At 35.9% G+C, this 13,201-nt stretch carries 12 protein-coding genes; 9 read left to right on the forward strand and 3 right to left on the reverse strand.

Annotation, left to right across the window (positions count from 1 at the left end; all coding sequences use genetic code 11):
• Positions 1-923 (forward strand): hypothetical protein (locus B6C99_RS13200; RefSeq protein WP_086359661.1); only part of this gene is annotated, 923 nt, incomplete at its 5' end.
• A 500-nt stretch (positions 924-1,423) separates the two neighbouring features.
• Here B6C99_RS13200 and B6C99_RS09845 read toward each other — a convergent pair.
• The 3 genes from B6C99_RS09845 to ubiG all read right to left on the reverse strand — a co-directional run bounded on the left by B6C99_RS09845 (position 1,424) and on the right by ubiG (position 5,437).
• The gene (locus B6C99_RS09845) at positions 1,424-2,764 is read right to left on the reverse strand and encodes a hypothetical protein (protein WP_143413925.1); all 1,341 of its coding nucleotides are present in this window, start codon (positions 2,762-2,764) and stop codon (positions 1,424-1,426) included.
• 367 nt (positions 2,765-3,131) lie between these two features.
• A complete protein-coding gene (gene guaB / locus B6C99_RS09850) occupies positions 3,132-4,595 on the reverse strand; it encodes an IMP dehydrogenase (RefSeq protein WP_086359663.1) in 1,464 nt (487 codons plus the stop codon).
• Positions 4,596-4,726: 131 nt separating this feature from the next.
• Positions 4,727-5,437 (reverse strand): bifunctional 2-polyprenyl-6-hydroxyphenol methylase/3-demethylubiquinol 3-O-methyltransferase UbiG, encoded by a 711-nt coding sequence (gene ubiG / locus B6C99_RS09855; protein ID WP_086359664.1) that lies wholly within the window; start codon positions 5,435-5,437, stop codon positions 4,727-4,729.
• Positions 5,438-6,024: 587 nt separating this feature from the next.
• Between ubiG and B6C99_RS09860 the strand changes: the two genes are divergently transcribed.
• From B6C99_RS09860 to B6C99_RS09895, 8 genes are all read left to right on the forward strand, one after another.
• Complete coding sequence (locus B6C99_RS09860; RefSeq protein WP_086359665.1) at positions 6,025-6,663, forward strand: phage baseplate assembly protein V; 639 nt, start codon at positions 6,025-6,027, stop codon at positions 6,661-6,663.
• Entirely contained in the window at positions 6,660-7,013 is a 354-nt protein-coding gene (locus B6C99_RS09865; RefSeq protein ID WP_086359666.1) for a GPW/gp25 family protein, read from the forward strand. The genes B6C99_RS09860 and B6C99_RS09865 overlap by 4 nt, the downstream gene beginning before the upstream one ends.
• Entirely contained in the window at positions 7,001-7,912 is a 912-nt protein-coding gene (locus B6C99_RS09870; RefSeq protein WP_086359667.1) for a baseplate J/gp47 family protein, read from the forward strand. The genes B6C99_RS09865 and B6C99_RS09870 overlap by 13 nt, the downstream gene beginning before the upstream one ends.
• Positions 7,902-8,507, forward strand: coding sequence for a phage tail protein I (locus B6C99_RS09875; protein ID WP_086359668.1), 606 nt, complete (start codon positions 7,902-7,904; stop codon positions 8,505-8,507). The genes B6C99_RS09870 and B6C99_RS09875 overlap by 11 nt, the downstream gene beginning before the upstream one ends.
• Positions 8,504-10,045, forward strand: coding sequence for a phage tail protein (locus B6C99_RS09880; protein ID WP_086359669.1), 1,542 nt, complete (start codon positions 8,504-8,506; stop codon positions 10,043-10,045). The genes B6C99_RS09875 and B6C99_RS09880 overlap by 4 nt, the downstream gene beginning before the upstream one ends.
• Before the next feature lie 11 nt (positions 10,046-10,056).
• The gene (locus B6C99_RS09885) at positions 10,057-10,662 is read left to right on the forward strand and encodes a tail fiber assembly protein (protein ID WP_086359670.1); all 606 of its coding nucleotides are present in this window, start codon (positions 10,057-10,059) and stop codon (positions 10,660-10,662) included.
• A 285-nt stretch (positions 10,663-10,947) separates the two neighbouring features.
• A complete protein-coding gene (locus B6C99_RS09890) occupies positions 10,948-12,552 on the forward strand; it encodes a phage tail protein (protein ID WP_086359671.1) in 1,605 nt (534 codons plus the stop codon).
• Between the two features lie 15 nt (positions 12,553-12,567).
• Entirely contained in the window at positions 12,568-13,176 is a 609-nt protein-coding gene (locus tag B6C99_RS09895; RefSeq protein WP_086359672.1) for a tail fiber assembly protein, read from the forward strand.
• The last annotated feature ends 25 nt before the right edge of the window (positions 13,177-13,201 follow it).

Raw genomic sequence — 13,201 nt, forward strand, 5'->3', positions numbered from 1 at the left:
ACTTAAAAGTGATAGGACTTGTATTAATTGCCGGATTAGGTTTAGCTGGATGTGAAGAAAAAAATCAAGAGTATTATTTAAAACATATTGATTCTGCTAAAGAAAAATTAGAAGAATGCCATAATGATTTAAATAAAGCTTTTAGACAAAATGATGAGAAATTATTCGAAAAAATAAAAAATGATACCGAATGTCAAGCTGCAGAAAATGCTATTAAAGAAGATAGAATCCTACAAGCTAAATTAGAACAAGAACGTAAAGAAGCAGAGGAAAAACAAGCTTTAGAAACAGAAATGACAGCCATTAGAAACCAAATAGCAGGCAAATCATGGCAAAAGTCAATCAATGAATTTATGAAAGTTGAAGGCTGCAATGTATTATTCTCAACACCTTCTCCTAAATGTAAGGCTTGGAAAATTGTTTATGATGAGAAAGTTGACGAAGGTAAAAAAGAGTTAAAACAACTACCATTCGAAGATATTAAAGAGCAAATGATTTCTATATGTAAATTAGATCAACGTCAAGGTTCAAATTGCTCCGTTGCTAAATCGGCTTTAGAGGAAAAAGCCACTGAAGATTTGGCTAACGCTGATATCCAAACAATTGAATCCCAAAAACCACTTTATTGTGCCGAAGATATCTATTCTTTAAACGCTTGTAGAAAAAGTTGGGAAGAAGCTTTTGATAGAGAAAATGAGAAACATGTAAAATTCTTTACCGACAATGATGATGAATTTATTACAACATTTAACTCATGTGCCGATAAAATAGCAGCCATTGAAGAACAAAATTTAGAATGGAACGAGAAAAATACTTTAGAACGTAAAATAACAGAAGCCTATCCTTGTTATCAAGCGAAAGAAGCCTACCGTAAAAGAGGAATGGGTTATTCTGTCAATTTTGAAAAGAAAATTGAAAAATAATTAAAACTAGAAACACATCTTAAGATGTAGTGCTTGTCAGTTAAGCTCATGATAAGTAAATTTTATTATAAGACCGAGACAGATAACAACTCGGTCTTTTTTATAACTTGAAAATAATACTTGCCACTCTTAATGGTTAAAGCAAAACGCTTTGCCGTATAAATAATTTACTGTATTGATTTCAGTATCGTTCCTGTTGAAACATGGGTTATTAGATACAATTTTATAAAATTCAATGTGTTATTTTAACCTATGAACTATCTATGTCATCATAAAAACAAAAATTATAGGTTAAAAATATTCATCCAAAGTTACTGATAAACAAATTCTAGTTTTTGCTGTTTAGCGTTAGTTAATTGTTTAAAAATGTTATTTCACTTTACAATATCATAGCTTTATTATTTCTTACCATCCTTCTAAAAGTAAATAACATCTATTTTGAATTAACGTATTTGATCAAGTATTGGTATCAATAATCCAAAACATAATTTAATAAAATGTTATTTTCTACAAGCTATAAACGCAAAATCATCACCAGCGAAATCACCAGGCGTACGAGGAGAAGGCAATAGCCCACCATCATGTAGGTAAATAATAAAGTACTGTGTATCAGAATTAGGATCTTTAGTAAAATAAGTCGTTTCATCCCATTCCCATTTAGAATTTGGATAAGTACGACGATTTGTAAATCCCCATTCAGGATAAAGTCCTTGATTAATAGCACGAGTAGAAAAATTCCATTTCCCATTACGTTGCCAATTAGGACCAACATTAACTACAGGTGAGTTAGAATAATCTTTGCGAGATGGGAATCCATCAATTCCACCACAAAATCGGTTAAATGCAGTACGCCAATCATAACTACCCACATTTTGAGGTTCTATCCAAACGGAAGTTGGATTAAATTTATAATCAAAATGTTTGTTAGGAGAGGATTTTAATGTAGCTCGAATAACGATATCACCACTACCTTCCGGTGGTTTAGCTTTTAAAAGAACATTACCTGTTTGATCAACTGTTGCCACATTACCAGGATTAACCGCTACATTATAAGTATAACTATCTTGAGAATAATTCATTATTAATTGAAATTCTGCACCTGGGAAGCCTGTAGTAGGAAAGGGTTTATCTGAAACAATTGGCCTAGCTCTAAATCCTTTATCAACAATAAAATCTTCAGTATAACCACCACCATTTTCGGGATCTGGTTTTATTGGGCCAGTATTAAATGGATACATAGTCCCTTGAGCATCACTACCACGCCATTGTTTTAAAGGTAAAACTTTAGTTGAATTTGGTTTCAGATAACATACATCACCTGTAGGTGCAATTTTATATATTTTAGTTATCTCTACTGCCTCACTTTCATTTGGGGTACCATATTCAGAATAGGTTTTTACTGAAGTTTTTAATGTCAATGACAACGGCATTGCATAATTGCTTCCACAACCTATTATATTACCTATATCACTATCAGGAATTTTTTCACCATTATTATCAAACCAATTATAAACAGTTTGTTCGACGACAAATGGTTTATTACTACGAATACTATCACCATCTGAATCATCATAATTAGATGTATTATCTAAATCATTTGCAGTATAGTCCTTAATAATAAAATCACTAAATTTTGTTAAACCATTAAATTCGTTAATATCCGTATCGCTTAAATTATGAGTGCTTGAGCTATAGAAAACACCATTTAAGATAAAGCCATGTTTGTTTGAAGCAGCTTCTAGATTAACAACTTTTGGTTTACTACCAATAATGGTATTTACGGTATTAACTGCGATTGCTTGGCTTTTTTGACTAATAGTTAAAAAACATAATATTAACAAAAGCCTACAGTTGAGTTTATTACTAAAATTAGCAAAATTTAAATGATTATTTAGGCGGGCTTCAAATTTAAATTTATTATACATAGTGACAACCATGTCAATTAACCTGATGTTTGATATATTTTTTACCAATAAAAGGGTAAATGCTAATCTGATTTTGTATTAGGAATAATCAGCAAGTATAGTAATAGAAGAAAATCTATGCAATAAATTTTAATATTTAATTATTAATTTTCGTGAATATTATTAAATTCAACTTTTAAAATACGGCTTTAGATCTTTACAATAATTTGGCTAAACTTTTTAGATAGCGAATAATATAAATAAAAAAAAGGGATTGTATTCAATCCCTTCTAAATCATACTTATTAGCCGGCTCGATAGTTAGGTGGCTCTTTGGTTATAAGCACGTCATGAACATGACTTTCTTTCATACCGGCACCTGTTATACGATAAAACTTCGATTTAGTGCGAAGTTCATCGATAGTTCCACAGCCAGTTAATCCCATACATGAACGTAAGCCACCCATTTGTTGATGAATAATTTCTTTTAATAACCCTTTGTAAGCAATACGACCTTCGATACCTTCTGGTACTAACTTGTCAGCAGCATTATCGGATTGGAAATAACGATCAGATGATCCTTTTGCCATTGCACCTAACGACCCCATACCTCGATAAGATTTATAGGCACGACCTTGGAATAATTCAATTTCGCCTGGTGCTTCTTCAGTACCTGCAAACATTGAACCAACCATAACACAAGATGCACCAGCTGCAATTGCTTTAGCGATATCACCTGAAAAACGAATACCTCCATCAGCAATAACTGGGATATTATGTTGTTTAGCTACCTCAACAGCATCCATAATCGCACTAATTTGTGGTACCCCTACCCCAGTAACAATACGTGTAGTACAAATTGAACCTGGTCCAATACCGACTTTGACTGCACTTACTCCGGCATCAATCAGAGCTTTTGCTCCTTCACCGGTTGCCACATTACCACCTACAATTTGCAAGTTTGGATAAGCTTGTCTTGTTTGGCGAATACGTTCAAGTACACCTTCTGAATGACCATGTGATGAATCGATAAGTAACACATCAACACCAGCTTCTACCAATGCAGCAATACGTTCTTCATTACCTGCTCCTGCACCAACAGCAGCGCCTACTCGTAAACGACCTTTTTCATCTTTACAAGCATTTGGTTTTTGCTCGGCTTTATTATAGTCTTTGACTGTTATCATGCCTTTTAAGTGGAAACGATCATCAACAACTAATACTTTTTCAACCCGATGCTCATGCATTTTTTTCAAAACGCTTTCTCGAGATTCACCTTCTTTAACAGTGACTAAGCGTTCTTTAGGCGTCATTACAGCTGTAACAGATAGTGATAAATCAGTAGCAAATCGAACATCACGAGCAGTAATAATGCCAACTAACTCTTGAGATTCAGTTATAACTGGAAAACCAGCAAAACCATATTCTTTGGCTAGTTCAATCACCTCTTCAATCGTTGCAGTTGGTAATACAGATACGGGATCTTGCACAATTCCGCTTTCATGTTTTTTTACCCGTTTGACATGTTCTGCCTGAACTTCAATTGGCATATTTTTATGAATAAAACCAATACCACCTTCTTGAGCAAGCGCAATAGCAAGTTCGGCTTCGGTAACGGTATCCATTGCCGCAGATAACATTGGAATATTTAATTTGATGGTTTGGGTCAGTTGAGTTGTAATATCAGCAGTGTTAGGTAAAACAGTTGAATGAGCTGGAACTAATAAAACATCATCGAACGTGAGGGCTTCTTTAACTATACGAGACATGACAATATTCACCATTGAGTTGAATTGTTGATAAAATATTGCCGATGCATTCTACTCACTTTTAATATAAAAGACCAGTAAAATTTTATATTTATATTTCAGAAGATAAATATAGCGCAAACTAATCTCTGTTACTCGTCATCGCTTTTTTGTGCCATTAAGATGTAATTGACGTCAACATTTTTACCTAAACGAAATTGATTACTGAGCAAATGATACTCCATACCAATTATCCCTTTGACAGTCAAATTAGCCTGTTCAACCCAAGTCATTAATTCTGAAGGACGAATAAAGCGATTAAAATCATGAGTACCTTTCGGCACTAAGCGTGCAATATATTCCGCGCCATAAATCAACATTAATTTTGCTTTATAATTACGATTAATGGTCGATAAATAGAGTTGTCCATTAGGCTTAAGCAATTTTGCACAAGACTGAATAATTGAAAATGGATCGGGAACATGTTCTAACATTTCCATACAAGTAATAACATCATAGTGTGCAGGAAATTGTTCAGCATGCTGCTCTACTGTTTGATTCTGGTAGTTTATTTCTAAACCATTTTGCTCAGCATGTAATTTTGCCACTGCTAATGATTCTTCTGCAAGATCAATTGCAGTTACATTAGCCACAAGTTTAGCTAGACTCTCTGACAAAATTCCCCCGCCACAGCCAACATCTAATACATTTTTTCCATTTAGATCACCTGACTGTTGTTTTATATAATCTACTCGTAATGGATTAATAATATGTAATGGTTTGCATTGACCATTGGGATCCCACCATTGCGAAGCAAGTTTTGCAAACTTATCTATTTCGTTCAAATCGATGTTTTGTGTCATGACTATTCTTTTTAGAGAAGTAAAATATTTTATGTAATATATGCGATGGGCCGTTGATTAGCAATATCGAGGATTTTAAAAAACTTTCCTCAACTTTTTTGTCAAACTGAATTGTATTAGTCCTATAGCGTTCAGAGGTCTAAATTTTTGCAGCGATTACACTACGAAATAACATTGATGCATAAGGCGTTACAAAAATCCTATCATTTGTTTTAGACCACCAATCATATTGTTAAACAGGTATATTTAATATGTTCGCATCAGTACTGCTGTAAACAAGACGCAAGGAAGTAAACATTCTAATATTCCTATACCGGATTGAATTAGAACAATATATACTATGAGCTCTGTTAATAAAACGACAAAACGCAATGTTGTTTTAAAAAAACCTTTTTTAAGCACTCAATTAATATATTGATTTTAAATCATTTTTATTTTAGATTAAGAAAATAGTTATCTCGAACGTTAATTATTAAGTTATGCCAAATAATCTATAAGTACAATATAACTCATTGAAAAATTGTAACCCCAATCACTACAACTACGCTTACTTTATTTTTATTTGATAAAATTTCATTATAGTCGTTATGAAAAATTATCATCCCGCCGACTTAGTCGACATTCTACGAAAAATTGAAAACCTGATCCGCCCTGGTGTTATTTATCAAACTAATGGCGATCAGGTTAAAGTCCGTACCGGTGATTTAATTACCACCTGGTTACCTTGGTTTACTCATCGTGCCGGTAAAAGTCGCACATGGTGGCGGCCATCGGTTGGTGAACAAGTATTTATTTTAAGCCCTAATGGTAACCTTTCGTTAGGTTGCGTATTACCTAGCATATATTGTGATGCTAATCCTGCCCCATCTAAATCTGAGGATGGATATTTTGTAACATTTCCCGATGGTGCATCATTTGAATATGAACCCGAAACCAGCCAATTAACCATCAAAGGTATCAAAACGGCTGTGATTGAAGCAAGTGAACAAATCACCGCTAAAGCTGGCAGTAAAATTCAACTTGATACACCATTGGTTGAATGTAGTGATCATATAACATTCAAATCATTTAGTGCTAGCGGTGGTGGCGCCAAAGGTAGTACAGGCACCTTAACTGGTAACGTCATTCATAAACAAGGTCAATTATCATCGAACGGCATTGTATTAGACTCTCACACCCATATTGGCGTTAAAGCTGGTGGTGATTCAACAGGAAAACCGCAATGAGTTACATAGGAATGAATAGCAAAACAGGACGAACAATTAACGATATGGATCATATCAACCAATCAATTAAAGATATTCTTACAACACCGATTGGTTCGAGAATTGAGCGTCGTAGTTATGGTTCATTACTGTTTTTACTTTTAGATAATCCAAATACAGAAGCAACAAAATTACGAGTGATTTCGGCAACAGTATTGGCTCTTGCTCAATGGGAACCCAGAATAAAACTTGATGCTGTCGATGTATTTCCTGATAAAGAAAAATTAACCTTACAAATAACCGGTTCCCGAATAGACAAACCAAACCAAACATTTACTAGCGAAATCGAGGTAGCAACATGGCCACATTAACAGATCTTTCAAAATTACCTTCCCCTGATGTGATTGAATCATTAGATTTTGAGGAGATCTTTAATCGTCGCAAAGCCAAATTCATTTCACTTTATAGTGAGCAAGAGCAGGAAGAAGTTGCTAAAACATTACAATTTGAAAGTGAGCCGATTGTCAAACTATTACAAGAAAGCAGCTATTATGAACTAATTTTACGGCAACGAATCAATGAAGCCTCACAAGCATTAATGATTGCTCATGCTAAAGATCAGGATTTAGATAATTTAGGGGCAAACTTTAATGTTTATCGTTTAACAATTCAAGCTGCAGACAATAGTGTCGTTCCGGCTATCAAAGAAATTAAAGAAGCCGATAGTGACTTTAGAGTACGAATTCAATCAGCTTTTGAAGGATTATCGGTTGCAGGACCGCGCGCGGCATATGAATTTTTTGCACGAAGTGCTGATGGACGAGTACTAGATGCCGCAGCAGAAAGCCCATCACCTGCTTGTGTTACATTAGCGATATTAGCTCGTGACAATAATGGTCTAGCTTCTAATGAATTAATTGAAATTGTCAAAAAAGCAGTCAATCAAGATGATCGTCGGCCGATTGCCGATAGGGTAACAGTTAAGTCGGTAGAATTAATTAACTATCAAATCAAAGCTAAACTTTACTTGTATCCAGGACCAGAATCAGAGCCGATTAAAAAAACGGCCATGGATAATTTACAAGCTTATATAAGCGAAAAACATCGTATTGGTCGAAGAATCAGTCGCAGCGCAATCATTTCCGCATTACATGCGGTTGGTGTTCAACGTGTTGAACTTCAAGAGCCAGCACAAGATATTATCATCAACCGTGAACAAGCTAGTTACTGTTCAAACTATCAGATTGAGGTAGCAGGTTATGGCGAATAATACGCTACTCCCCCCTACTGCCACCAAACTGGAAAAAAAACTTTCACAAACGATGGCTTGTAAGCCACCCATACCACTGCGTTCACTTTGGGATCCACAAACTTGTCCATATGAATTACTACCCTACTTAGCATGGCAATATAGTGTCGATCGTTGGGATGAAAAATGGTCTGAGCAGATTAAACGTAAAGTCATCGCCGAAGCATTTGAGATCCATAAACTGAAAGGAACCAAAGATGCAATTCGCCGAGCAGTAGAACCATTTGGTTACTTAATTAAAATTATCGAATGGTGGCAAAACAATCAAACACCAGGCTCTTTTGCTCTAGAAATTGGCGTTTTAGATACCGGCATAACCGAAGAATCCTATAAAGAACTTAGCCGTATAATTGATGATGTTAAACCGGTATCACGTCAATTATCAAATTTGGCTATCCAATTAGCTTCCAAAGGTTCATTAACCATTGGTGCCAGTAGCTATGATGGTAATACTTTAGACATCTATCCGTATACTGCTGAAACAATCACAACACAATCCGAAGGCCATTTTGGCGCAACTATTCATTTAATCGATACAATGAGCATAACACCATGAATCAAACATACTATACAATTTTAACTAAACGAGGAGCGGCACTATTAGCTAATGCTACCGCACTAGGTGTGCCACTGAAAATAACTCAAATGTCGGTTGGAGATGGTAACGGTAAAATACCAAAACCTGATGCAAACCAAACTCAATTAGTGCACGAAGTTAGACGTGCTGCTATCAACACACTATTTGTCGATAAAGAAAATCCCAATCAAATTATTGCAGAACAAGTTATACCTGAGTCTGATGGAGGCTGGTTTATTCATGAAATTGGCTTGTTTGATGACAAAGGTAATCTAATTGCCGTAGGTAACTGCCCTGCTACCTATAAGCCTAAATTAGCGGAAGGCAGTGGTCGCACACAAGTGATTAGAATGGTCATTATTGTCGACAATACTCAATCTATTGAATTAAAAATCGATCCAGCTGTGGTATTGGCTACCCGAAAATATGTTGATGATTTAATTACCGCAAAAATGACGGCTCATGAAAAATCAACTAATCACCCAAATGCAACAACTTCATCAAAAGGATTTGTGCAATTAAATTCTTCCATCGATTCTAATCTTGAAAACCAAGCGTCAACGCCCATCGCAGTTAAAAAAGTCAATGATAACGTTAATTATGCTCATGCGCGAATTAATGATGTTCATGAATATGCTAAATCGATTAATAACGAAGTTATTTCGGCTCACAACAGAATTAGTCAAGTACACAATTATTCAAAAGAAGTTGACGGCAGAGTAACTTCAGCTAACAACAGAATTACTAATGTTAATGAATACGCTAAATCGATTAATAACGAAGTCATTTCTGCTCATAACAGAATTAGTCAAGTCCATGATTATTCGAAAGTGGTTAGCGGTAGAGTAGATAATATCGCTGATAAATTTCAATCTGGCGGTTTTGAATCTCGCATGTATTCACAAGATAAGCGGTTTTATCAAGTGGTTCGAGACGATGGACTCGTTGGCATGTATAGTCTAGTAAAAAACTGTTTTTCGTGGTCTATCAATCACGACGGTTGGATAGATGGTTATTTGCCAGCTAGCAGAATTGGAAAATTAGATGAATTCGTTAGAGATAGAACGCCACCGGTAGGTGTGCCAATGCCCTGGCCACAGGTCTATCCTCCCGCTGGCTATTTTGAGTGTAACGGCTCAACATTCGATAAAAATAAATGTCCTAAACTAGCTGCAGCCTACCCATCAGGAATTTTACCCGATTTGCGTGGTGAATTTATTCGAGGCTGGGACAATGCCCGAGGAGCTGACCCGTATCGCGTAATATTAGACTGGCAACAAGACACTATTCGAAATATTTATGGTCGGTTCCCGGTTGTTACTCGTGCCGGTGGTGCTGAACCCATTACTGCAGATGGGGTGTTCCGATCTGATTCAAGATGGAATGCTGCAGTAAAAATGGGTGATAGTGACAATTGGGGGCAAGTTTATTCATTTGACGCATCACGTGTTGTACCTGTCGCTCATGAAAACCGCCCTCGCAATATCGCATTTATGTATATCGTTAAAGCAGAATAAAGGAGAAAATAATGAAATATCAATTACAACCACAATCAGCAGTATTAGACAGCAAAGGATTAACAGTCTCAGCTGGTTGGGCTGTTGTTTATAATGTTGATGCAAAAGGTGAATTTTTACAAGCCACTTATCAATATTTACCAACGGGTGTTGGCTTACCGGCTCATGCTTACTTAGAAGCCCCGAAAAACGTGCAAGAAAATCAAGCCATCATCCATAATGGCCAACAGTGGACCTACCCTAAAGATTTACGTGGCACCACGATCTACTCTACCGAAACTGGAGCGGAAACGACTATGCAAGAGGTTGGTGACATTCCTGAAGGTTATACCACCTTAAAACCAGACAGTGTATTTGACAAATGGGATGGCAAAAAATGGCAATTAGATAAAAATAAACAGTACCAATCACAAGTTAACCAAGCGACAACTCAAAAAAAACAACTCATTTCCGAAGCAACATCGCAAATCAGTTATTTACAAGATGCAGTTGATTCGCAAATCGCCAGTGAACTAGAAATTCAATTACTCGGTGAATGGAAAAAATATCGCGCACTAGTCAATCGCATTGATATTGAACAAGCACCAAATATCGATTGGCCAAAACAACCCAAATAGCGTTAATTAATCAACAAAGACCTTAGTGTTTTCCCTAAGGTTTTTGATTCATATTTTATAGCACTTATTGATTATCATTCTAGCTACTTGTAATAAATTTTATTACAAATTCATTCATTAACTAACTTTTTTAGATTATGTCACTATCTTCAGCAAGCCATTTTATGAAATGCAAATTCAATGCATTTTATAAAGTATTCATAAACTAGACATTTAAAACAAACTCAATCAGCTCATTCGATCGCCTTATTGGCGATTCGAATTTTTATTTATAGGAATGAAAATATGAGTCAAAAATTTTATACGTTAATTACTCAACAAGGAGCAGCATTACTAGCGAATGCTACCGCTTTAGGTAAGCCACTCAAATTAAGTAAAATGGCTGTTGGTGATGCAAATGGTAATACGACAACACCCAATGCTAGTCAAACTAAACTAATTCACAAAGTGTATCAAGCACCACTAAATTCATTAACCATTGATGAAAAAAATCCTAATCAAATTATTGCTGAGTTGGTCATTCCTGAAAATCAGGGCGGTTGGTTTATTAATGAAATTGGTTTATATGATGAAAGTGATACTTTAGTCGCTGTTGGTAATTGCCCTGCCACCTATAAACCACAACTATCAGAAGGCAGTGGTCGAACACAAGTTATCCGAATGATTATTGTGGTTGATAATGTTAATGCTGTGGCGCTTAAAATCGACCCATCAGTGGTATTAGCGACCCGTCAATATGTGGATGATTTGATTACTTCTAAAATGACAGCTCATGAAAAGTCAACTAATCATCCAAATGCAACAACCTCATCAAAAGGATTTGTGCAATTAAATTCAGCTATTGATTCTAATCTCGAAAACCAAGCTGCAACACCATTAGCTGTCAAAAAAGCCTATGATTTAGCAAAAGGAGCGGTAAAAAAAACGGGTGACACCATGATGGGGGAATTAATATTGTCGAAAAATGGACTGAAAATCAATTATGACAACAAAAATATAATGGCTCTTGTAACGTCAGATGATAATTATTCACACGTTTTTTATAATGCAGAAAAAAAACAATGGTTGAGTAAACTTATTTACAATTCGACTACAAATTCGTGGAATTTTCAATATATTGATGACGTAGCGATTAATGGTAAATCAGCGCTAAAAGCTGGAGATTACGGAATCGGTTCATTGACTGGTACTCCAATGACTAACCCTGATGAACGCTTACTAAGTGGTTGGTACGCAACCAAAACATCAGATTTCCATGATTTGTCTGGCAACGATTCTGCTACTCTTGCGGTTTACGGTAGTTCACATAAAAATTTTTACGTTGAGCAATTATTTACTGTTGCGTCAAAAACACCTCGAATTTTCAGCCGTTGCGCGACATCAGAAGGCAAGCAGTCGTGGTATGAGTCAATCACAACGGCAAACGTTAATAATTATATCCCCATCGGTGTGCCGTTGCCGTGGCCGACTAACAAACCACCTGAAGGATGGTTAGAATGTAATGGCTCGTGGTTCGATAAAAATCAATTCCCCAAATTGGCTGCTGCGTATCCAAATGGATCATTACCAGATTTGCGAGGCGTATTTATCAGGGGCAAGGATAATGGTCGAGGATTAGACCCAAATAGGGCTATTTTAAGTTATCAGGGCGATGCTATTCGAAATATTACAGGTGTTTGTGATAATGCGCTTTCAAGTATTGATGATAGCACGAGTGGTGCGTTTTATCGTCGAGCAGCACAAAATAGATATAAGATTTCACTGATCGCCAATGGGGGTGGCGGTGAAATTATGTGCGGTGATAATTTTGATGCATCACGAGTTGTACCAACTGCTAATGAAAACCGACCTCGCAATATCGCATTTATGTATATCGTTAAAGCAGAATAAATAGGAGAAAAAATAATGAAATATGAATTACAACCACAATCAGCAGTATTAGATAATAACGGCTTAACAATTTCACCAGGCTGGGCTGTTGTTTATAATGTTGATGCTAAAGGTGAATTTTTACAAGCCACCTATCAATATTTACCAACAGGTGTTGGTTTACCAGCTAATGCTTATTTAGACGCACCAAAAAGCGTTAAAGATAATCAAGCCATTATTCACAATGGCCAACAGTGGACCTACCCTAAAGATTTACGTGGCACGATAATTTACTCAACCGAAACGGGTGCGGAAACGACCATGCAAGAAGTGGGTGAAATCCCTGATGGCTTTACAACATCAAAACCAACCAGTGAATTTGATAGCTGGGATGGTAAAAAATGGCAATTAGATGTCAGCAAGCAGCATCAATATGAAGTCAATCAAGCTTCAGCTAAAAAAAATCAGCTTATTACTGATGCAACAGCGCAAATCAGTTATTTACAAGATGCGGTCGAATCAGAAATTGCCAGTAAACAAGAAAAACAATTACTCGCTGAATGGAAAAAATATCGTGTGCTAGTTAATCGCATTGATATCGAACAAGCGCCAAATATCGATTGGCCAAATAATCCAAATAACTAATTTTTGTATCAATTACTGTCATTTA

Origin of the sequence: Gilliamella sp. N-G2, assembly GCF_002142215.1 — a bacterium.
Classification (GTDB): Bacteria; Pseudomonadota; Gammaproteobacteria; order Enterobacterales; family Orbaceae; genus Gilliamella.